The organism is Paenibacillus sp. FSL R5-0766, assembly GCF_037971845.1.
Taxonomy (GTDB): Bacteria; Bacillota; Bacilli; order Paenibacillales; family Paenibacillaceae; genus Paenibacillus.
The window spans coordinates 1,322,126-1,344,740 of record NZ_CP150227.1 but is presented as its reverse complement, the minus strand read 5'-3'; the positions used below and the strand labels follow the sequence as shown (position 1 = coordinate 1,344,740).

At 45.5% G+C, this 22,615-nt stretch carries 22 protein-coding genes; 12 read left to right on the top strand and 10 right to left on the bottom strand.

What is annotated here, in order from left to right; all coding sequences use genetic code 11:
• Window positions 1-227: 227 nt before the first annotated feature.
• Together MKY66_RS05950 and MKY66_RS05945 are read right to left on the bottom strand one after the other, a co-directional pair.
• Entirely contained in the window at window positions 228-1,964 is a 1,737-nt protein-coding gene (locus MKY66_RS05950) for a methyl-accepting chemotaxis protein (RefSeq protein WP_083657279.1), read from the bottom strand.
• Between the two features lie 208 nt (window positions 1,965-2,172).
• Window positions 2,173-2,592 carry a phosphatase PAP2 family protein gene (locus MKY66_RS05945; protein WP_076214561.1) on the bottom strand — a complete coding sequence of 140 codons (420 nt, stop codon included), beginning with the start codon at window positions 2,590-2,592 and terminating at the stop codon, window positions 2,173-2,175.
• Between the two features lie 183 nt (window positions 2,593-2,775).
• Here MKY66_RS05945 and MKY66_RS05940 point away from each other — a divergent pair, with 183 nt between their 5' ends.
• Window positions 2,776-3,771 carry an LCP family protein gene (locus MKY66_RS05940; protein WP_076214558.1) on the top strand — a complete coding sequence of 332 codons (996 nt, stop codon included), beginning with the start codon at window positions 2,776-2,778 and terminating at the stop codon, window positions 3,769-3,771.
• A 175-nt stretch (window positions 3,772-3,946) separates the two neighbouring features.
• Window positions 3,947-5,200, top strand: coding sequence for an acyltransferase (locus MKY66_RS05935; RefSeq protein WP_076214556.1), 1,254 nt, complete (start codon window positions 3,947-3,949; stop codon window positions 5,198-5,200).
• A gap of 37 nt (window positions 5,201-5,237) precedes the next feature.
• Here MKY66_RS05935 and MKY66_RS05930 read toward each other — a convergent pair whose 3' ends face one another.
• Window positions 5,238-5,975 (bottom strand): hypothetical protein, encoded by a 738-nt coding sequence (locus MKY66_RS05930; RefSeq protein ID WP_076214553.1) that lies wholly within the window; start codon window positions 5,973-5,975, stop codon window positions 5,238-5,240.
• Window positions 5,976-6,383: 408 nt separating this feature from the next.
• Here MKY66_RS05930 and MKY66_RS05925 point away from each other — a divergent pair, with 408 nt between their 5' ends.
• On the top strand, window positions 6,384-7,331 hold the full coding sequence (locus MKY66_RS05925) for a hypothetical protein (protein ID WP_076214550.1): 948 nt from the start codon (window positions 6,384-6,386) through the stop codon (window positions 7,329-7,331).
• 36 nt (window positions 7,332-7,367) lie between these two features.
• Entirely contained in the window at window positions 7,368-7,628 is a 261-nt protein-coding gene (locus MKY66_RS05920) for an NHLP leader peptide family RiPP precursor (protein ID WP_223199858.1), read from the top strand.
• 76 nt (window positions 7,629-7,704) lie between these two features.
• Here the strand turns inward: MKY66_RS05920 and MKY66_RS05915 are convergent, their stop codons facing one another.
• Both MKY66_RS05915 and MKY66_RS05910 read right to left on the bottom strand, forming a co-directional pair.
• Entirely contained in the window at window positions 7,705-9,603 is a 1,899-nt protein-coding gene (locus MKY66_RS05915; RefSeq protein WP_076214547.1) for a HAMP domain-containing sensor histidine kinase, read from the bottom strand.
• A 153-nt stretch (window positions 9,604-9,756) separates the two neighbouring features.
• Window positions 9,757-10,038, bottom strand: coding sequence for a hypothetical protein (locus tag MKY66_RS05910; RefSeq protein ID WP_076214544.1), 282 nt, complete (start codon window positions 10,036-10,038; stop codon window positions 9,757-9,759).
• 145 nt (window positions 10,039-10,183) lie between these two features.
• Between MKY66_RS05910 and MKY66_RS05905 the strand changes: the two genes are divergently transcribed.
• The 3 genes from MKY66_RS05905 to MKY66_RS05895 all read left to right on the top strand — a co-directional run bounded on the left by MKY66_RS05905 (window position 10,184) and on the right by MKY66_RS05895 (window position 11,069).
• Window positions 10,184-10,345 (top strand): hypothetical protein, encoded by a 162-nt coding sequence (locus MKY66_RS05905; protein ID WP_017690239.1) that lies wholly within the window; start codon window positions 10,184-10,186, stop codon window positions 10,343-10,345.
• A 121-nt stretch (window positions 10,346-10,466) separates the two neighbouring features.
• Complete coding sequence (locus tag MKY66_RS05900; protein WP_036611534.1) at window positions 10,467-10,838, top strand: hypothetical protein; 372 nt, start codon at window positions 10,467-10,469, stop codon at window positions 10,836-10,838.
• 39 nt (window positions 10,839-10,877) lie between these two features.
• Complete coding sequence (locus MKY66_RS05895) at window positions 10,878-11,069, top strand: hypothetical protein (RefSeq protein ID WP_076214541.1); 192 nt, start codon at window positions 10,878-10,880, stop codon at window positions 11,067-11,069.
• A gap of 101 nt (window positions 11,070-11,170) precedes the next feature.
• On the opposite strand, the gene MKY66_RS05890 is transcribed toward MKY66_RS05895, so the two are convergent.
• Window positions 11,171-12,385, bottom strand: a complete 1,215-nt coding sequence (locus MKY66_RS05890; protein WP_017690242.1) for an MFS transporter — start codon at window positions 12,383-12,385, stop codon at window positions 11,171-11,173.
• Between the two features lie 256 nt (window positions 12,386-12,641).
• Here MKY66_RS05890 and MKY66_RS05885 point away from each other — a divergent pair, with 256 nt between their 5' ends.
• From MKY66_RS05885 to MKY66_RS05875, 3 genes are all read left to right on the top strand, one after another.
• Window positions 12,642-13,292 (top strand): peptidylprolyl isomerase, encoded by a 651-nt coding sequence (locus MKY66_RS05885; RefSeq protein ID WP_076214538.1) that lies wholly within the window; start codon window positions 12,642-12,644, stop codon window positions 13,290-13,292.
• Window positions 13,293-13,775: 483 nt separating this feature from the next.
• Window positions 13,776-14,039, top strand: a complete 264-nt coding sequence (locus MKY66_RS05880) for a YqkE family protein (protein WP_076214536.1) — start codon at window positions 13,776-13,778, stop codon at window positions 14,037-14,039.
• Window positions 14,040-14,244: 205 nt separating this feature from the next.
• Window positions 14,245-15,039 (top strand): SDR family NAD(P)-dependent oxidoreductase, encoded by a 795-nt coding sequence (locus MKY66_RS05875; protein ID WP_076214533.1) that lies wholly within the window; start codon window positions 14,245-14,247, stop codon window positions 15,037-15,039.
• A 139-nt stretch (window positions 15,040-15,178) separates the two neighbouring features.
• On the opposite strand, the gene MKY66_RS05870 is transcribed toward MKY66_RS05875, so the two are convergent.
• Window positions 15,179-15,940 carry a TIGR02206 family membrane protein gene (locus tag MKY66_RS05870; protein WP_076214530.1) on the bottom strand — a complete coding sequence of 254 codons (762 nt, stop codon included), beginning with the start codon at window positions 15,938-15,940 and terminating at the stop codon, window positions 15,179-15,181.
• 418 nt (window positions 15,941-16,358) lie between these two features.
• Between MKY66_RS05870 and MKY66_RS05865 the strand changes: the two genes are divergently transcribed.
• Entirely contained in the window at window positions 16,359-17,333 is a 975-nt protein-coding gene (locus MKY66_RS05865; RefSeq protein WP_076214528.1) for a ring-cleaving dioxygenase, read from the top strand.
• Window positions 17,334-17,482: 149 nt separating this feature from the next.
• On the opposite strand, the gene MKY66_RS05860 is transcribed toward MKY66_RS05865, so the two are convergent.
• The 3 genes from MKY66_RS05860 to MKY66_RS05850 form a co-directional block, all read right to left on the bottom strand.
• Window positions 17,483-18,190, bottom strand: coding sequence for a stalk domain-containing protein (locus tag MKY66_RS05860; protein ID WP_076214525.1), 708 nt, complete (start codon window positions 18,188-18,190; stop codon window positions 17,483-17,485).
• A 267-nt stretch (window positions 18,191-18,457) separates the two neighbouring features.
• On the bottom strand, window positions 18,458-19,303 hold the full coding sequence (locus MKY66_RS05855) for a hypothetical protein (protein WP_076214523.1): 846 nt from the start codon (window positions 19,301-19,303) through the stop codon (window positions 18,458-18,460).
• A 198-nt stretch (window positions 19,304-19,501) separates the two neighbouring features.
• Complete coding sequence (locus MKY66_RS05850; RefSeq protein ID WP_076214520.1) at window positions 19,502-20,779, bottom strand: methyl-accepting chemotaxis protein; 1,278 nt, start codon at window positions 20,777-20,779, stop codon at window positions 19,502-19,504.
• A 334-nt stretch (window positions 20,780-21,113) separates the two neighbouring features.
• On the opposite strand from MKY66_RS05850, the gene MKY66_RS05845 reads away from it, so the two are divergent.
• Entirely contained in the window at window positions 21,114-22,547 is a 1,434-nt protein-coding gene (locus tag MKY66_RS05845; RefSeq protein ID WP_076214517.1) for an aspartate ammonia-lyase, read from the top strand.
• Window positions 22,548-22,615 lie beyond the last annotated feature (68 nt).

Below are 22,615 nucleotides of genomic sequence, written 5' to 3'. Positions count from 1 at the left end.
TTATAGCCGTTTGTTTCTCCAGCTATATAAGCGTTGGTGACTTCTGAAATAACATTGTTGTGACCTGCTCTGCGTCATGTGACAAAAAAAGCTGTTTCTCTAACGCATATGCGCGTTAGAGAAACAGCTTCTCACCCTTGTTATCATCAACAGTACAACTCGAATGGCATTCTGACCATCCTGTCTGTATGTTTCTGTACACTTTAGGTATCAGAATATCTCATTGGTTACACTTTGAACTTGTTAATCTGCTCCTGCAGTTCTTCGGCCATTTTGGATAATGAACCTGCGGATGATGCAATCTCTTCCATCGAAGCTAACTGCTGCTGAGTTGCGGCAGATACATTATGAACCCCGCCCGCTGCCTCTCCAGCAATGTTGGAGATTTGACTTACATATCCTACAACCTCAGTTGTACTCGCCGACATTTCCTCTGAACCTGCAGATACTTCCTGGATTTCACCCGCTACTTTGTTGACCGCATCCGAGATCTGTTCGAACGCTTGTCCTGCCGCAGTAACCATCTCGATTCCTGCTTCTGTCTCACTGCTGTTCACTTTGACTGCCTGAACAGCATGATCTGTATCTTTCTGAATCAATTGAACGAGGTCCGTAATTCTTTGCGCAGATGTGGAAGATTCCTCAGCGAGCTTCCGCACTTCTCCCGCAACTACGGCGAAACCACGTCCATGCTCTCCTGCTCGTGCGGCTTCAATGGCTGCATTCAGTGCAAGCAGATTGGTCTGCCGGGCAATGTTATTGATTACCTCGGTAATGGTTCCAATCTCTGCTGAACGTTCCCCCAGCCCTGTAACCAATTCAGTAAGCGAAGCAATGGAATTTCGAACAGAACCCATCTGTTCAACTGCTTGCTGAATAATCATATTTCCTTCGGAAGATTGATTCGCCGCATCCACAGCAGATACGGATACACTCTGAGCAAGCTCGGCAATCTGCTCTGATCCGAGAGCCATCTCATTCATCGCCTGTGAAGAGCGTTTTACAATATCAACTTGATCCGACGTACCTACGGCCAGTTCCTCAACCGTTTCGGAAATCTGTTCCGAAGCTTGAGTATTCTGCTCCGCACTTGCAAGAAGCTCCTCCGATGAAGCCGCTACCTGTTCGGAAGTCATCGATACCGATTCAATCATGGAGCGCAAATTGCCACTCATGGTATTGAAGGAAGCCGCAAGCGTTCCCAATTCGTCTTTGTTCTTGAGCACAATCGTCTCACCCGTCAGATCACCATTGGCAATAGCCATGGCCGCTTCATTCATCTTTTTGATTGGACGTGAGATGATGCTTGCAATGAAGAATGCAATGAATATCGCAACCAGGAAGGCAAAAATTGTCACTGCCAAAATTACATTAAATGTATTTTCGGCCATCACAACCGATTCATTTGTTGCCGCGTCTGATCCTTCATTACCTAAAGTGATTAACTTGGTGATCGAGTCGTTTGCTGTGTACCACATCGGGTAAGCCTCTGTATGTAATCGACTGGACTCTTCATAATTGTTCTTCAAACCAAATTCGATAAATGCTGGCATTTTCGCCACATAAGCATCATAATTCGTACTGAAATCATTGTAGAGCTTCATCGCTTCATCATTGTTCTCAATGAACGTTAGCAGCTGTTTACGCTCATCCTCCATCTTGGTAAGCAGCAGCTGTAATGCTTCATTTAACTTAGCTGTTTCATCTTCGTTCTGCTCAACGATAATCGCCAGCGCCAATCGTTCTACGTCTGAGATGTCACCATTCATCAAGCCCAAGAGGCTTACACTCGGCATCCAGGTCTGATCCACATCATTGGCTTTGCCAGACATTTCATGGATCTGAATTAGTGCATAGCTGCTTACAATAATCAACAAAGCTACGACTATGAGAAAACCAGTCAGTAACTTGCCTCGAATCGTTAACTTCAATTTCCCCAACATGTTTCCCCGCGTGTCTTCCATGTGTCCCACTCCTCAAATAATACATATTTATAGTATATCGTCACCTATCGTCATGAATTGTAGATGTTAGAATTCAATTTCTCTAAAGTTCATGTAACTTCGAACATAACACAAAAAAAGTCTCCCATCTTTGGCAGAACTAGAGATTAAGAGACTTCTTTCATTCAATGAGACTACCACCACTTCACTAGACATTATTTATCAGACATTACTGGAAAACACGTCGGTGTATGTTAATGAAAAAGTCGGGAATCGACTTGGTATAATTGCGTGTTGTAATCAGAACCACACTAAGCAGACTTCCGAGAATGAATCCTCCCAGAATATCTCCTGGATAATGCACACCAACATATACCCGCGACACCCCTGTCAACACAGCGAGTAACAACATCCATAACCCGAAGCGACGTCCAATAAAGAATGAAGCAGCCGCTAGAGCAAATACAAAGGAAGCCACACAGGCATAAAAAACAATTCGTTGTTTCGATGGATCGCCGAGAAACCATACGATAACGAGCAGTGCGATCATGACCCAAACTGCATACTCGGATGATGTGATCATAAACCAATCCAGAAACGGTATTTGGTCTGCATACTGATTAATCCAATTAAATAGTGATTGATTCATAACTGACTTTTAATATCCCATTACACAAAACAAGATTATTTTTTACATAATAAATATACACTAACTATTTGTCAAACAATCTTCATTTTTACCGAAGTTACGAAATCAAAGAGGACATTTTCCTTTCTTTTTGTTAAACTAGTTTGGGTTACATATCAGTTCAATTATAGAAAGGTGAAGATTATGCTTAAAAAATGGTTATGGGGTACAGCCCTGACCTTGGTACTTGCAGTTACAGGTGTCATTGTCTATTACGGATATTCGATTGTTCATTTTGCCAATAGCATCTCCACGGCTTCCGGGATTTCATCCAACTCGTCCTCTTCCGGCACAGAAAGCGATTCAGGCACCCCAACTCCAACGATTCCCAGATGGGAGGGCCAGGAACGGGTGAACATTCTGCTCCTTGGTGGAGACTCCAGAGGCGATGATTCAGGACGCTCAGACTCGGTCATGGTCGCTTCCATTGATCCGGTCACCAAGAAAGCCCATCTATTCTCCGTACTGCGAGATACCTATGTCGCAATTCCCGGGCATGGAAAAAGCAGACTTAATGCAGCCTTTTCCTACGGGGGTGCGGAGTTGACCAAACAAACTGTAAGTGATCTGCTCGGTATTCCCATCCAGCATTATGTCTACACAGACTTTACAGGTTTCATGGCACTTGTTGATGCGGTAGGCGGTATTGAGATCGATGTGGAGAAAGACATGTATTACACCAGTAAAGCAGATAAACATATGTACGACATTGACTTGAAAAAAGGATTGCAGCATATGGACGGCAAGACCGCCCTGCAATATGTTCGGTTCCGGCATGATGCCACCTCGGATTTTACGCGCACCGAACGACAGCGGATCTTCATGACCGAGCTGGCCAAGAAAATGCAGAGTACCACGTCGCTTTTCAAAATCCCGGATATCCTGGAAGCGATCGCTCCCTATATTGAGACAGACCTCAGTCCAACTCAGATGTTAAAACTCGCATCACTTGGCTTCGATATCCATGTGAACGATATCGATCAGCAGCAGATTCCACCGAACAAGCTGCTCACCAATGAACTGGTCGGCTCAGCTCAGGTGCTGGGTGTTGATGTAACCAAACTCCAGTCCTACATTCAGAAACGGTTTGAAGAAGATGCCGCGTCCTCGGAGTCTCCATCATCAGACGAACAGAACTAAAAACAAGCAAAAAACTGGAGCATTGATTGAACAAGATATGCCTGAGTGATATATCAACAGAAAAGACGGCCAAAGCCGTCTTTTTTTGTACCTATTTTCTCCATTTAATGCAGCCTTAATGTTTAAAAGGTACCCTTATATGATGAACTCCGGTTCTTGGAGGGAGGATTACAATGTGAAGAAACCGCGAATAGCGGAATGGACCGAGCTGCGGGGCATGGCCTTTCTGGCAATTGTCATGCAGCATAGTATCGCTGAGTATATCTATCGCGCTGATATTGAACAACCGGATTCCATTATGCTAACGATGATTTATCATCTGACCCGATTTGGTACGCCAACGTTTGTATTTTTATCGGGTGTAATGTTGTTTTACCATCACCGTAACACCAAACCGGAATATCCTCGCTTCATTCGAAAGCGATTTGGCGATATCTATATGCCGTTTGTCGTATGGACACTGATCTACTGGCTTGCTGTCCGTATCTTCACTCCCGCGTTCTGGCGTGCAGGCATACCCGATTTGCGCAGTCTTGTTCGTGAACTATTTATACCACAGACGGGATATCATCTCTGGTTTGTCATTATGGTGTTTCAGTTCTATATTCTGTTCCCCCTGTTCTGGACAGGAGCAAAAGCTATTCAGAGACGTATCCAGAACGCCTCACGTTTCACGCCCATGCAAGTCATTATGGGGCTAATTCTCTTTGCAGCAGCACTGTATGCTCTGCTTATGAAATGGTCCTACTATAATATGGGGGGCTGGACAGAATCCATGTCTGAGCCTTGGTCAACGTTGCTGCAATATCGCTCGTATTCATGGGTGATGTACTGGTTTTACTTTTTACTGGGTGCCGTATGTGCCTGGTCAGTGGATAGCTGGAGGAGTTGGACCACGAAGATCCTGCCATGGACGATCTGTCTGTTTATAGGGATGTATATATGGCTTGGTTACGATGTGCTACGTGGGTCCGGGGATGTTGTTAATCTGAATATCTCCACCTATCTGAAACCAACCACATTTCTGATCATTATGGCTCAGATGTTTATGATTTATGGTTTCCTTGTACTGATGCAGGGCAAAGATACACGGTTTCAGCGCCTGTTATCCTGGATTGGCCGCTATTCATTTGGTGGATATCTGGTTCATGCACTGGTGATCTACGCGATCGCTTATGTAACCAGACCGCTTCAACTAAGTGGATGGCATCTGCCTGTAACACTGCTATCATTCCTTGTAACCGTTGGTATTGCTCTTGCAATCAGTTGGGCGCTGTCCAAGCTTCCTGGCTCACGTTTCACCGTAGGGTTAATGCGTAAACCACGTTCAAACTCTCATCCATCAGCTGCTGTGGGCAAAAGAAATTCACCTGAGCGAACTCCGTCACCCGGCCCAACTCGCAGTCCGGGAACGAGTGAACCGTTTTAAAAATAAAGAAGAGCGTCCCTCCCGGAGACGCTCTTCTTTATTTCACTTCGCTCGAAGTTGATCGTCCAGGAACAGGTTCCTGGGGACCCGGGGCTGGATGCACGTTGCCCTTCTGATTCACAAATCTCTTCAGATCACCCGTCAATTGTTCCTTCAGCTTGTCCACCAGCTGTGTTTCACTAATACCTTTTGCCTGAGCAATCTCAGCCAGGGACTTCCCTCCCTGAAGCTGCTCGTGCAGTTGAGCAGGGGTGACTCCAATAAACCGGGCAATTTCGCCCTTATCCACCATGGAACGTTTGCCATGGTGGGCAAATTCACGCCGCAAATCACGCAGCGGAGTATTGATGACCTTTTTCAACTTGGTATCCATGTCTGCCTTCGTGGCTGCAGCTTGTTCCTTGGTGAGACAACCTTCTTCTACGGCTTGATCCAGACGCTGTGCCAGTGTAGGCTTCAACTTCTGCAATAACTGCTCCTCACTAAGTCCCTTACGCTCTTTCGCAATCTGGGACAACGTCTTGCCAAGTTCCATCTGTTCTTTCAGATCCCGAAGTCCAATCCCAAGCAAGTCTGCCGTCTCACCAATCATAAACAGACCGTGTCCTGCCTGCATGCATGGCTTCGCTGGTTTGCCGGAGGAAGAAACTTTTGACGCTTCGTCACGTTCCTCAGCCCGTACGGTTGAATCAGCGAATGCTACATGCCCTGTTGCTGCTGTTATGACTACGGCTGCCAATCCGGCTGCCATCCATGTTTTCCATTTCAAATTCATTTTTCTGCCGCCTTTCCGATGTCGAAATCCTGTGCCTTCCTAGTTTGAACCTAAAATCCACTTTTTTATGCCATAAAATACAAAAAGTCATCATTTTTCTCACAATTGATCACAAAAAATCCTATTTTTTTCAGTTTATTTCCGCTATACTAAATGTAACTTCATGATCTATATCAGTTGAACTACATATTATTTACACTGACACTACGCTGACAGAACAACCTTCCAATCGCTGTTATCCCCAGATTTTTTTGATTATTTCCCTAAAGGGAAAATCCGGTGATAAAGGCGAACGCTTCGCTTTTTCAGGTTTTTTCTGTCCTCTCCGTTATCGTGTAAATGATTATTTCAACTAATATAGTTGAACAGTCCTGGATTACCTTATCGCAGGAAGGACGAGATGTAATAATGCGGAAAGATTGGTTAGATCCGTTTAGATCTGATCTGGAGGTCGTGTTTGCTTCAGCGGAACAACGCGTACGGGAATATCCCGAACCCTTGTCAGGACATGCATTAGAGCAGCTTCGTTCGGTTAATCCGCTGTTACGAGATTCGGGACACAGCTACATCGGTTACATCATTCCACTTTGGATGCGACACTCAGATAAACTACCCCCAGAGAAAGCACACCAATTAAGTACAGCCTGTCTCATTCACATGTTATATTTTCTGAATCAGGACGACGTGATGGATGAACAACCGGAGAATGCCACATTGAAGTTATCCCTGGGTAATCTATATTACATGGATGCACTTCAATCTTACTCGGTATTATTTAATCCTTCCTCCACGTTCTGGGTCTATTTCAGACAATATGTAGTGGATTGGGCCGTGAGTGTTACGGGTGAGCATTCCATTGATTATTTCCAACAGAATCCCTTGTTGATTGCGCAAAAGGCTGCCCCTCTCCTCATTGGAGCTACTGGTGCACTCCTTCTGCTGAATCAGTCCGACCGGATCATCCCGGTGTGTTCTGCCATCAACATCACACTCATGACTCTCCAGATGACCGATGACTTCACAGACACGCAACAAGATGCTGTGCATGGAAACTACAACAGCTACCTCTCCCACATATCCGCAGCACTGAATCACAACTATCCAGTTCATCCTCTAAGCGAACGTATACATGACAATGTATACAATACACAACTTATGAACTCTTATGTAGACATTGCTTATCACTATAATCGTATACTAACATCGTCTAACTTAGGAATATCGCATCTCGAGGCGTTTAATTCTTATTTATGCAGCACTTTAGTACAAGCTGTTCAGGACATTACACAACGGAAGAAACGGCTCCTCCAAGGCGGGTTTCATCACTGGATTAGCGAGCAACAGTTGGGATTCTGAGCATAAAGACTAAGCTGATTCAGTTTAATTTTAAATATGAAGGGAATGTTGACGATGATGGTATCAGAGAAAACGTTGCATGAGGATATTATTGAAAAGGCTTGGACTGACGAGCACTTCAGACAACAATTGCACTCCAATCCGAAGCAGGCGCTTCGTGAAGCGTTCGGCATCGTAATTCCGGAGCACATTCAGGTGCGTACTGTTGAGGAGCAGCAGAATGACTATGTACTTGTCATACCTCCCAATCCTTCCAAGGTAAATTATGATGTGAATTGCGGACCTTGGAGAAGTTAATTCGGGTGAGCTAATCTTGTAGTGTAAGAAATTAGGGGTAGGAACAAAAAAGCCGCTGTATCCTTCTGTGAGTTCGTCAATCGACGAACTCGGCAAAAGATACAACCGCTTCTGTTCCTACCCCTTTGGTGCTTGTAAAGCTGATCTGTCCTTGCATCGCTTCAACAATTCGGAATGTCACCATCATGCCGAGGCCTGTGCCTTTGATTTTATTGGAGAAATAAGGCTCGCCCAACCGGGAGAGTGCTTCCTCGTCCATTCCTTCTCCGTTGTCCCTGACATGTACCTTAATCATTCCATCCTGCTTGTACGCCCAGATATCAATCTGACCTTGTCCCTGCAGAGCTTCAATACTGTTCTTAATAATATTGATAAAAGCCTGCTTAAACTTCGAGGAATTGCCTCGAATATATAGATCTGGCGGAATGTCAGTGGTGATTTTACCACCTTCCAGATTAGCCATCGGTACAAGAATGCCTTCAATATGATTGAACTCATCCGAGATATTGAGCGAGATAATATGGTCAAACTCAGGTTTGGCAAAGGTAAGAAAATCCGTTATGATGCCCGAAGCCCGATCAAGTTCTTCCAGTGCAATTCGCACATACCCCTTATTTTTGTTGTCTTCCTGTTCCGTCATAAGTTGCAGGAAGCCTCTTGTCACCTGAAGCGGATTACGTACTTCATGGGCAACGGAAGCAGCCAGTTCGCTAATAATCTCCATCTTTTCGGATCGCTGCAACTCATTGTTGAACAACTCCAGTTCCTTGGAATACTCTAGAACTTTAGTATGTTTTTCGGCAAAACGACTTCCGAGAATGGCAATCAACGAGATCACAAATGCAACCATGGACCATTTCCACCATAACAGATGATACGTCCCACTCCGCTGATAATACCACAACAGTTCAGCCACACTGATCAAGGCAAATGTACCAAATCCTGTCGCAAGCAGCATAGCTTCCCGATTTCGTTGCAGCGCTTTGGCGATGGTACCAACCAACAGGATTGTCAGCAGAATGACCAACACAATGCCAACCACACGCTGTACGAGCAGATTGTAGAGGAACTCCCATTGCCCACCTGAAGTAACATAGATAAATAGAGATAACACCGCGATAACTGAATATATGAATAGTATTTTTCGCAGTTTGGTGAAGATTCCATGCAGTCCTGGCCCGATAATCTGTTCAAAAAAATAACATAGCGCTGGCATACCCAGCAGCATCGCCAGATCAAATACTACGGAATACAGGTCACCATATACCTGATAGAACGTATACAAAAATTGCGAGTACGTGATGATCATCGTGCCGATGGAACCCATCACGATGCATAGCGAAATCCATAATCCCTTATGGAATTTGCCAAGGAAGAACGTACAACTCAGCATCGTAATCGCTGTGAAAACAAAGGTCGCGCCCAAAATTACATCAATAAGTCCATTATGAATATATTTCTCCTGTAACGCGGCATAAGGTCCAACCTGAACAGTACCTTGTATCCCCAGACGGCCTTTTTCATTTTGCGACCATACATAGAGCGTGTCACCTGAATTTTCGCTGGATAAAGGCAGCAACACAGCATTATTATCATAATTGTAATGATAGTTCTCGTAGACCTTGCGGTCTTCCAGATAAACAACAATATGATTGCCTTTAATGTTCTCAAATCGAATGGCTGAACTTTCCTCACTCAACTCAGGAATGGTCAGGCGAGTCCATAAAGAATTCGATCGATCCGTATTGCTATACTCTAACTTATCGCTGCCCTGCTTTTCCCATATTTCGTCTGCTCCCTTAACCTCACTGATGAATCCTTGATCGTCAACGTTCCCCCATTTTACTTCCCATCCTGTAATGGATACAGGTTGCTGAACCACTCCTGTAGTTGCAAAGACTATCCCATGTGGCATGCCTAGAATAATCAATACACTCATCCATAAGATGACGATAGCTTTGGGCACATTTTTCATTCACAGCACCTCAAAGTTCTAATTTTCCCTATCTTAGATTCTCTCATTTATCATTCGCCACCGTTTGTCACGTCACCTTCTTGAGATAAAATGAAATTTCACATTTAAGTCGATTTATAGTCTTATTTCCATTTTATTGTTAAAGTTATCCGATTAATCACGCAAGTCTTCGAACTGGTTCACGATCATTTCCTGTTCTTTCTGTTCAACTTGACTGCGAAATTCAAGCCACTGCTCTGTCTCCTCATCATCATAGATGGTCCAAATGTCGGAAAAAAGGAAATCCCGTAATTGTACAACTTGCCCGGACCATATACCGCCTACCCAAAACAAACCATCCGGACGACGGATGACGGTACGGGAGAACCCGGGTGTGGACGCCTTTTGCCCGATACGGATGCGTGTGATCATATTGCCCAGTGTGAACCAGTCCACATGAAATTCCTCCCTTACATATTCAAGCTTCATCATAACATAGGCAAAACAGGAAAAGCTGTAAAAACGGTGGCTGCGATTCAATCCTTTGCTCCGGGTGTAATGGTTTCTCAAAGCAAACAAACACGCTAAGGAGATGATTACAATGAATGAGCCACATCGCACGGTTGAGGTCGAACATAAGGATGTTCAGCATAAATCGGATTCAAGTATGGTCGCTTCCACATTTATTAAATATGCCGCATATATCATTATCTTTTTCGGATTCTTATACTTCTTGGTGAAGTATGTATTCCCCAAATTCTAAGGCATTCATATCGTAGTGAACACCCGGAGATAATAACCTGTGCAAGATTACAACACTAGCGCTTTGGGTAACTACGGGGTAAGAAGCGTTGGACAACCGACAATGAAAGGAAGTGTTACTCATGTCTGACAAACCGATTAGTAACGAAGAGAGCGACCGCTATTATGACCGTTATCAGAGGTCCCGCGATATTCCACCAGAGACGGAAGTCCCGGAAGGCGATATGGATACCTTTGATGAAGTTTCCGGCAGACGGATTGTAACGGAAGATTCGGATCTGGCACCCGTAGCCGCAACCGCTGTGGATGAGCCGGAATTGGATTCACGTTTGGCTGAGACACCGCTGGAATCTGTACCGGATGCAGATCTTCTGCAACCGAACAGTCCGGTTGATCCTGCTGCACCCGATCCGGATGCGCTGCATGGTACCGACTTGCTTAATGGTGCTGGTGCGGATGCCAAACCAGAGAACGACATTCCACCGCGACATTAACAGCTGTTATGACATCCTGAATGAGGAGGTGCATACACGATGAAGGAAGATCGCCAAAAGCAGGTGCATGAACCGGATAATCTCGTGACCGAACGGGATATTGACCCGGACTTCGGACTATTCACTGAAGACTCCTTCCCCGAAGCACTTGAGGATAAGGACCAACGTGATGCGGTCGAGCATGCCATTCCCAAGGAGAAGGCTTCTCGTAAGCCCTCTTCGGATGACTAACTTATATAGATCCGTAGTAGACTTAAAAAAGATGACGTCTGTAATTTCACAGCGTCATCTTTTTTGTTACCTGTAAGTTCACTTACTCTTAGTGATTCAGCTCATCGTTTAGGGGAGACCTTACTTGCCACGGGCAGTTTGTGATCCAATCCTGACCACTTCGCTACAATCGCAGTGATGATCAATGCCACTCCATTAATAATAAATATCCAGCGTATCGGCAGCCAGCCCCCAAGTACACCACCAATGATTGGTCCCGCCATCGTCCCGATCTGGGCCGCGGATTGATTCAGACTAAAAGCCCTTCCCCGGAAACTTGATGCGGTAGCCTGCACAATCATGGCGTTAATTGCCGGAAATACAGCCGCAAAGAATAAACCATACACAAAGCGTAAAATGCCGAATGCTATATAACCTGTTGTAAAGAACTGAAGAAGATTCCCTACAGCCCCACCTACCAGTCCAATGATCAACACTTTACCGTATCCAATCCTTGAACCAATCTTGCCCCACCGCGGCGCCATAATAACTGTTGCTACCCCCACCGCTGAGAAAATAATACCCGAGCTGAGTGAGGCTCGATCCGGCTGAACGCCCATCTCCATCACATAGACCGTCAATAGTGGCTCCAGAATCATGACGGAGAATGTACATATACCCATCATGCCAAGCACTGTCATAAACAAACGATTCGCTCTCGCTTCACGAATGTCATCCATGACGTGGGAACGAGCTTTGTTCCGGTTGAAGTTCTCTTCTTTTACCCAGAAGGTTGCGATGATTGCTGAGACTAACACAACAATAGCCGAAAACAAAAATGCATTCCGGTTCCCATAATAATGACTCACCACGCCACCAATTAACGGTCCAATAATACCACCAGTGGCTCCTGCAGTAGACATAATACCCAGTGCATAACCGGTCTTCTCCTCAGGTGTATTCGTGCCTACCAGGGCAATCGCTGCTGGAACAAACCCTGCAAGCAGACCCTGAAACAATCGAACAACAATCAGCGAATATGGGTCCTGCACGAAATAATTGATTAAATACAAGACGGCAAGGCTGTATCCCGACCGGATCAGCATGGGCTTGCGTCCGTATTTGTCAGCCAGTGATCCCCAGAACGGAGACACGAGTGCACTCGCGAGAAACGTAATGCCAAATGCCAGTCCTGACCATAACTCCAGGTGATCACGAACCCCCAAGTCAGCACTTAGAAACAGGGGCAGAAATGGGATCGAGATCGAATACGCGGTGCTGCAAAAAAATACACCAATCCACAATATGACCAGATTGCGCTTCCACGAGAAGTTCATATACCCGCACGCCCTTTCCGTTACCGACGCCGGGACTGCCGTGTATTGGAGCGGACGGAACAGACCCGTACGTCCCCGATGCGGAAGCATTTTCCTTATTTTACACCCATCATTCCACGAAGGCCATCCCTTGTTCACCACAAACACATGTATTACATTGCCATCCTGTCCACAAAAACGGTATGATAGTTGGGTAAATATCCAAATAGGATTTGGAGAAAATATATAATGCAGAGATGCAAGGAGGAACGTTTTCATGTCTTTACGGTGGAAAAAAACAACCGCAGTATCGCTCGTTCTTGCGATGCTGCTTATCGTCATTAGTGGTTGCGGACGCCCTGGAACCAGTGCCGAGCAAGCACCGGTCCCGGCCGCACCTGAAGGTCCAAACCCGGTGGCTACCATTGAGATGCAGGATGGTCAAAAGATCGTTATTGAGCTCTATCCCGAGATTGCGCCCAACACGGTGTATAATTTCATCTCCCTTGCGAATAAAGGGTTCTATGACGGCCTGATCTTTCACCGGGTCATTCCGGGCTTCATGATTCAGGGTGGTGATCCCGATGGCAACGGTTCAGGCGGCCCAGGTTATACGATCAAAGGGGAATTTACATCCAATGGCCACAAGAATCACCTAAATCATACTCGGGGAATCATTTCGATGGCACGTAAATCAGATAATCTTGATTCAGCAGGCTCCCAATTCTTCATCATGTTAGCAGATGCTGATTATTTGGATAATTCATATGCTACTTTTGGAAAAGTAACCGAAGGTATGGAAGTTGTGGATAACATTGCTGCTCAGGAAATAGGTAAAGGTGACAAACCGGTTACCGATCAAGTTATGAAAAAAGTTACGGTAGACACCCACGGTCTGGAGTATCCAGAACCGGTAAAAATGCCTTAATTAACATCCATGCCAAACGGATGATAATCCTTGGGTATGACTTGTAATGAGCTCTAAACAAACAAAAGCTCTGTCCTGTGCGAATGTCGCAAGGCAGAGCTTTATTTATTGATTTTAATGATAACGGTTACATATATGACTTTATAAAAAATGACCTCTTCCGGCATCATCCTCAATACATCCATCCCATCAAACGCAACCAGCCGATAATCGCAATCCATAACGGGCAGCTAAAGGCAACGCCCCATGCAAGCCCTTTCAGTAAACCACGGTTTACTTCCACGAACAACGACTCCTTTCTCCAGGGAATAGTCGCAGTATCGGTAATAGTATATGATTTTATACCCGTTTTCATTCGTCACGCAACTCTCGTTTTCCTGCTTTTGTTCCGCAGATTCATGGAATGCATTACGGGAACCTGATATACTATGACTACTGTACGATAAATGGAACCTGATTCATGTTTGGAAAGGAGATTTTCCTATGGCAAAATCCAAAAAACGCACTACTGCTCCCAAAGCAGCAGTAGCACAGGATAAACCCACAACACTGAAGGATCTGCTTAGCAGTGATGTGCTGGAGAAGCTGAAAGCTCAGGCGGATGAAGCCAAGGCTGCCGAAGCGGCTCTTAAAGAGCAAGAACGTCAGCAAGCAGAAGAAGCTCGCCAAGCGGAGCAGAAGCGCCGGGATAACGACTTCGAATATTTGCTCAATAACAGCGCTATGGACTGGAAGAAACATAAGTAAAGCAAGGCATGACCTAAGGGTGTCTCCTATCACACATGCCAAAATAATATTACAGCAGACGATCATGAAGATGATCTGCTCACAGAACAGGGCCGCATTGCGGTCCTGTTCTTTTTGATATAGACACATATGATTCACGCGTCTTGAGCCGGGTATGTTAGAAGTAGAGCGTACAACGATAATCTAACTCTTGGAGGGATCAGAGATGACAGAACAACGTTTGGAAGGCAAAGTGGCGATTGTAACCGGAGGTGGATCGGGTATTGGTCAAGCTACCGCTATTCGTTTCGCCGAGCATGGAGCCAAAGTATACATGCTGGATCGCACACCCGAAAATGCGGAGGAAACCAAGCAGACGATTGAAAAAGCTGGCGGAGAAGCGTATGTGATCGAATGTGATATCTCCAAACCGGATAATGTGCAGAAGGCGATCAATCAGGCTGCGGCTGAAGCGGGTAAACTGGATATCATATTTGCGAATGCTGGCATCAACGGAACGATGGCCCCGATCGAAACGATGGACATCGAGGACTGGGACCAGACGATGGAGATCAATATGCGCGGAACCTTCGCAACCGTCAAATATGCCATCCCCCATCTGAAAGAACATGGCGGCAGCATCATTATTACCAGTTCCATCAACGGTAATCGAGTCTTCTCAGGGATCGGTTTCTCTGCATACGCTTCCAGCAAAGCGGGACAAACTGCGTTTACGAAGATGGCCGCACTGGAGCTGGCTCGTTATAAGATCCGTGTTAACGCCGTCTGCCCAGGAGCCATCGATACCAACATTGATGATAACACCTACCCGTCCGATGATCTGAAAGAAGTACAGATTCCTGTTGAATTCCCTGAGGGTCACGAACATCCGCTCAAGGGCGAACCTGGAACGTCGAAGCAAGTCGCAAACCTCGTTCTGTTCCTCGCTTCCGATGAAGCCTCTCATGTTACAGGTACACGAATCTATGTGGATGGTGCGGAATCTCTGCTCCGTGGATAAAAATATAAAGATAAGTTGGCCCTATTCAGGTACAACGCCCAAACATCCCGCAAGCGACCTGATCCAGTCAGGTTACTGCGGGATGTTTTATTTATCAAGAGTTTATAATGCGGCCCAGGCGCAACTACTAGGATTATCCCTATACCGCGGAGCTTTTACCTTTTTTCACACGATGCTTCAACCGATCTGGAATGGCAAAGAGCAAAATGTACATCAGCGAGAACAAAACTAGCGCAAGTATCTCTTCCCCAAGGATGTACATGGGATACGGACCTAACATATCAAGCACCGAGGGTGTACTCGGCTTGTGTCTCAAAAACATATAATTCGCGTCAAGCATGACATCTACAACGTATACGATTAGTGCAGCCACATTCACAAATATCATCGAACCTGCTACAGATCTCCAGCTAGGTCGCAGCTGTTCCACCCAGGTCATGTATAGTAAAGCCAGAATGATACAGGCATGAGCAACGAAAAATTGAATGAATCGAAAATGTGCATAACCATAACCCAGATTAGGAGTCAGGATCGCCATAAGGGCTCCAGCAATGCCTGCAAACAGCAGTGCGGAATGTAACAGTCGACTGCGTGTCAGTAGTAACAACGCCGATAATAGCAGAGACAGACTGCATAGTTCGAGTGGCAGTGACGTCTGCAGGCTCCATATCCCTCCGTACACATACCAGAGTTGCAGCACGATTTCGCAGGCAAACATGATACAGGCCAGAGCAATTCGCAGTATGCGGCGTGCCCTCTCTGACCATGATCGAAGATGGTGTCGAAGCAAAAACATCAGTACAATCCATGCTGTAATTACGCTAATTGAAACGATATGTGAACGGGAGAACAGGATAAACGGCTCTGCATCATACGGGTCCAGCCATGGTGGATACGCCATGCATCTCTTCTCTCCTTTACAAGGATCTCACCAGCATTATCTCTCTTTAATGTTAACTTTTTCATTTTGCCATTGAATGAAAATGCTGTCCAGTTGGAATTCTAAATAAGCATTGTAATTTAAATATCTTTATGTTAAGATAAATCCAGAACCAAAACAAACGAAAAGTTAGTAACTTTCTTAACCGAAATGATAAAAATACAGCACTCAACAAATGTTCAACTAAACATTTACACGTTAACGGAGAGGACAGAAATAACCTGAAGAAGCAGAGCGTTCGCCTTTATCCCCGGATTTCCCCTTTCAAAAAGGAATCAAAAAATCTGGGGATAACAGCGATCGGAAGGTTGTTCTGTCATCGAAGTGCCAGTGTAAATAATCCTTAGTTGAACGTATAACCTAACTAGGAGGAATTATTATGCAAATCAAAGGACTTCATCACGTATCAGCTCTAACAGCACATGCCGATCAGAACTATCGTTTCTATACCAACATCATGGGTTTGCGCCTCATTAAAAAAACAGTCAACCAAGACGACGTGTCCGTCTACCATCTCTTCTATGGCGATGAAAAAGGCAATCCGGGTACAGAACTTACCTTCTTCGAGATTCCGATGGCCGGACAGACTCGTGAAGGGGTGAACAGCATATCTGGCACGTCACTGCGCGTTCCAAGTGATGCGGCACTTACTTACTGGCAGCAACGTTTTGACGAATTCGAAGTCCCACATGGAGAGATTGTTGAACGGGGTGGTCGTGCCACGCTCTCGTTCACAGACTTTGAAGGACAACGTCTGATTCTGGTCTCAGATGAAAATAATACAGGTGTCGCTGGTGGTAAACCATGGAATCAGAGCCCTGTGCCTGCCGAATATGGCATTGTAGGCCTAGGCCCTATCCATCTTACAGTAAAAGATGCTTCCCTTACCGCTCCGGTTCTTACCGAACTGCTCGGTTTCAGAGCTAAAGGAAGTTACCCTGCCTTTACTCCAGGTCAACCTGATGTACTCGTTTTTGAATCCGGCGAAGGTGGCAGCGGCTCCGAGGTCCATGTTGAGGAACGGAATGACCTTGTCCAAGAGCGTCCTGGACGTGGCAGCGTACACCATGTTGCGTTCCGTGTGGATAATGAGGAAGAACTGAAACAATGGGTGGAACGGGTTCGTAACTTCCAATTCCCTAACTCCGGGTTTGTAGATCGCTTCTACTTCCGCTCCCTGTATTTCCGTGAAGCAAACGGTATTCTGTTCGAGCTTGCAACCGATGGTCCGGGATTTGATACAGACGAAGAATTGGAGCATCTGGGAGAATCGCTTGCCTTGCCTCCATTCCTTGAAGGCCGCCGCGCTGAGATTGAAGCGAACCTGAAACCACTGGATACCATGATCCGCTAATATTCGTAACAAAAAGAAAATAAAAACGATGTTCACCAGGCAACTCTGAATACCGGATACGGTTCAGGAATCGCCTAGTGAATCATCGTTTTTTTATGTTTATGCTTGCCCTGCCCCTTCTGTAAGGTCGCAAACTTGCAGATTGTGTTTTACTTCGTCAGATACGATGTTGTGAGCGGTACAAACAGAGCCGAACCCGGATCTTCAGATACAATCTCTACATAGACAGCGTCTGTACCTTTAACATCCACATCTAGACTCATCATACCGCTTTCTGGAGTGATATTGAACTTTTTGAGTGTCGCGAGATCCTGATCATAGATATGAATCTCCTGATTTCCTTTCAGCGCGGCAAGTTCCAAGTGCAGAGAAGAATACTTTTTACCCGTATTAATCTGGATATCATCCCCCTGTTTCGTAGGATCATTATGTAGATAAACATCCTTGTAATCCTTGCCTTTGTAAGTAGTCTCCGCAGGATCTTTGGTATGCCATGCGGTAGATCCCAACACCGTTGTTCCCAGTGTACTTAATGTTACTTTATCGTTGGTTACTGGCCCGGTTTCATTTTTGCCACCAATCAGGACGGATGAAGTTGCACTGTCATAAGTGATCTCTGTCCCAAGCAAGGATCCCACAGCACGTACAGGCAAATAAGTCGTTCCGTTGTAGGTGATAGGCAACACTGTTTTACCATTGGCATCTTTGGCTGTCACCGTGGCACCATTCATTTTTAGCGTAATCTTGCTGTTCAGATAGGCTTTAATCTGTTCCAGTCCTGTTGCTGCGAGTGCACCTGTTCCGATTCCAAGCGTTAATGTGCCTACCATCAAACCCAGTACAACCTTTTTCTTCATCAAAATCCCTCCTGAATGTTAAAATGATTTGTCCTTTATACATTTAAACGACTAAAGTGATAAAGTCAATTGTTTACTGCATTTTTAGTGCACAGTGCCTATTTCCGGGCAGCACAAAACGAGGCTGTATGTCCCGATTTTTTTCAGCCTCGCCCTGTTTCCCACTGCCCGTAAACGGAGTAAGGAAGATATTCTTGTCAGATGTTCACTTAATTCACACTCGAGAACTTTCAATTCCCGCTGTATTACGATATCAACATGACGCCATTAATCAAAAGTTTCATAATATTCTTCTTCATACACTTCCATACTGTACTTCAAATCTACGGCCTTCCACTCACCATCTTGATACTCATAAGTAAATGTCAGATCACCCGCATATAAAGCTGCGCCGTAAGATCCTGCTGCTGATACGACAAGCTGGCCATCTTCTATACTGTAATAGGTTACTCCACCGAATCCCAACTCTTCGTTATATACGCCGCCACTCGTATCTTCCTCGATCCGTAAAGGTTCTGCTTGAACGCCATCAACGGTGACATCAACATCCACACGGTCTGATCTAACCGTAACTTTTGACTTCACATGCTGTTTCGCAATCTCGTCCAGAGATTGCATCTTTATCTCTTCCAGCGTTACCGGATTAATAATACGTGCTTGTCCCAAATAAATACCTGTTCCATGACCTTCCGTGTACAGAACAATAATTTCTTTCTGACCGTCTCCATTCAGATCCAGCGCGTGCACTTCGGGTTTGTAAGACCCGCCTTCTCCCTGCCAATCCCTAAATTCTCGCGTTTTGCCGTCCACTTCCAAAATCATTCCGTTATATATATAACCTGAACCCTCAACTTTCATAGGGTATAATCTGACTTTCTTATTCTCTGGAGCTACCGAAACGTATTCCTCTTTCACGGGAATGGATTCCTGTGTTGTCTTCGCTGTGTCATGCAGTTTATCTATATTGGAAGCCTCGACCACTGCGGTCTGGCTGGATTGATCATCTATGTTAAGCTGTTTTTGCGATTCATTCATGGTTCTGGCAGCCGAAGTTGTACTAATCGTAGCTACCGCCAAAATAATCATCAGCAGGATACCTGTCCAAGTTTTCAATATACTGGGCTCCTTTATCTGTTGTGATAATCCTATTATATCTTCATTTATCGCCTGCAAGTTGCGAATTTGTTAATCTTTCATAAAATAATCTTTACAAATTTTCGTTTTCACGAAAGAACGTTCGGCTTTAACCAGAATAAGCAAATTATCATGCCAAAACTGTTCTCCAAAAACAAAAAAAATCCCGAACACAGCTTAAGGCTGCATCCGGAATGCTTTGGTTTTGTCCAATAACCGATCGGTTAATTGTCTCAGTTCTTCAGCCGAGGATGAAATCTCCTCCATGATGGCTGTCTCTTCGTGTGCGGCATCCATAATTCGTCTCGCCTCATCCGAGAACGATCCGGCTTTCCCCTGGATCTTCTTCACATGACCGTGCGTTTGCTCCACGCGACCGGTCTGTTCTGCGATCTTGGAACCGATATCATGAGCACCCTTCATAAATACTTCCACTGTGCCTGTCAGCTCATGCAACGTCTGATCCACAGAGATGGTCCGCTCCGATTCATTGACCACGAGACCATGCTGCTCATGAGACAGTTGGGCTGTCTCCCTGATCCGTTGCTGCACACGACTTATCAGCTCATTAATACGATGTACCGATTCCTTACTTTCGTCTGCCAGCTTGCGGATCTGCTGCGCCACGACTGCAAAACCAGAACCCTCTTCTCCAGCTCGTGCAGCCTCAATTGAAGCATTCAGGGCAAGTAACCCTGTTTCCTCAGCAATGTTTTTGACAGAATGGGTAATTACCTCGATATCGGAGGCTTCCTTCTCCAGCAGCAGCATAATGTCACGGGAACGATTGTGCGACTCGGCCAGCTCGTCCATCCCTTTCATCAACGATGAGAAAGTCTGTTTGGTATGATCCACTGATCGTTCCATCTGACCGGACATCTCTGTCATGTCCATGGACTGGCTATGCATACGCTGGAAATCGTTCAGCATCTCATCCGCAGTGATCAGAGATTGATGGGAAGTGACCTTCTGCTCTTCTACGCCTAGCGCAATATGATCCACCGCATCCGACATCATCTCGATCTGTTCGGCGGCCTGGGTAATCGCTTCACTCAGAGACTGTGCGTTCTGTGAAGTCGTTCTTGTGCTGTCTGCAATATCATTTACAATGCTTCGAAGGTTAGAAACCATTGCGCGAAAAGCATCATATAATACGGTAAGTTCATCCTGCGTGCGTCGCTGCGGAATTTCGGTTGTCAGGTCACCCGCTGACACCTGCTGTGCAGCCCGGGACAGGTGAACGATTGGACGAGTCAGCCAGCGTGAGGCAAACCATCCCAGAATCCCGTTCCAGCATACTCCCATGATCAGGATAATCGATATGTATACCCAATTCGGAATATCTAACGTAATCCAGTCTTTGACAAAAAATATAAAAAAGCCGCTAGTTCCGTAGGTAATAATCGAAATCAGTACCAGACCTGCGACAGTCTTTGCTCCTAAAGTCCATTTCATGTGCACACCCCGTAGTCCTTTTTTCCTATTTTACCAATCAAGTACCAAATTTCATGTGACATACATCACTGAAAACGTTCTATCCCTTCCATACTTGCCGTTCATGCATGACTTCTCTACCATAAAGCGCATAATGTATAAGACAAGCTTGGCCCCCCTCCCTTTCTTAAAAGTTGAATAATATCCCAATTTAATATCCCTAATTTTATTTATTATCGGCACAAGAGGACAAATGATTTAGATTGGCATCCATTTTGCTTAAATGATATACTGAGTGCGCTTCAGCAACACTGAAGCCGAACTATTTTTATTGATGCCACTGGAGGCGAACGAGATGTCTACTATGTCCACACGGACGGAGAAAGATTTTATCGGTGAAAAAGAAATCCCGGCTTATGCTTATTACGGAATTCAGACGGTACGGGCCGTGGAAAACTTCCCGATTACCGGCGTTCCGGTACACCGGGAGCTGATCACGGCTCTGGCTGCGGTGAAGAAGGCAGCAGCGATTACCAACATGGAGTTGAAAATGCTGCCGAGCAAGATTGGCGATGTGATCGTCATGGCGGCTGAAGAAATGATGAAAGGCCATCATTTGGATCATTTTATTGTAGACTCCATTCAGGGTGGTGCAGGCACCTCCATGAATATGAATATGAACGAAATTTTGGCCAACCGCGGGCTGGAACTGTTAACGAAAAGCAAGGGAGACTACTTCCATTGCAATCCAAATAATCATGTGAACATGTCCCAGTCTACTAATGACGTGGTTCCTACAGCACTGCGCATTGCGGCGTACCAACTGTCGGAGACGTTACTCGCTACCATGAGAAGACTACAGGATGCATTCCGTAAAAAAGAACTGGAATTCAACGATGTGGTCAAGGTTGGCCGTACCCATCTTCAGGATGCCGTACCTATTCGCCTTGGACAAGAATTCGGAGCCTATGCCCGTGTAATCGGACGGGATATTGAGCGTCTTGAATTCGCCAATCGCCGCTTGCTTACCATTAATATGGGTGCAACTGCCGTAGGTACAGGACTTAATGCCAAACCCGAATACATCGTCAAGGTTACAGAGCACCTGTCTGATGTTACCGGACTTCCACTACAAACAGCTGAGGATCTCGTGGATGCAACGCAGAACACAGATGCCTATCTGGAACTTTCAGCGGCGCTGAAGGTATGTGCGGTTAGCCTTTCCAAAATCTGTAATGATATTCGCATGATGGCTTCAGGTCCGCGTGCAGGATTCAATGAATTGCGCTTGCCACCACGTCAGCCAGGTTCGTCCATTATGCCGGGCAAAGTTAACCCCGTTATGGCGGAAGTCATTAACCAGGTATCCTTCCAGGTGATGGGGAACGACCATACAATCTGTATGGCGTGTGAAGCCGGTCAATTCGAGCTGAATGTCATGGGCCCAGTTATTGCGTTTAACTTGCTGCAATCGCTGAAAATTATGAATAACGGCATTGATGTTTTCACGCGTTATGCAGTTGAAGAGATGGAAGCTAACCGTGAGCGCTGTGAATTAATCATGAACCAAAGTTTCAGTGTGGTTACGGCGTTGAACCCGCATTTAGGTTATAATGTAGCAGCTTCCATCGTGAAGGAAGCGCTCAAGACTGGACTTTCCTTGCAAGAGATTATTCTGGAACGCGGATTGCTCACACCGGAAGAACTGGAAGAGATTCTTCATCCGGAACAGATGACTACACCAGGGATTGCCGGAGAACACTTCCTGCGTAATATGGAACGTTTGTAGGTAATCAGGAAAACTGGTACAGCAACCCATACACGAATGATTAACAAGAACCCCCGCAGACCGTTCAT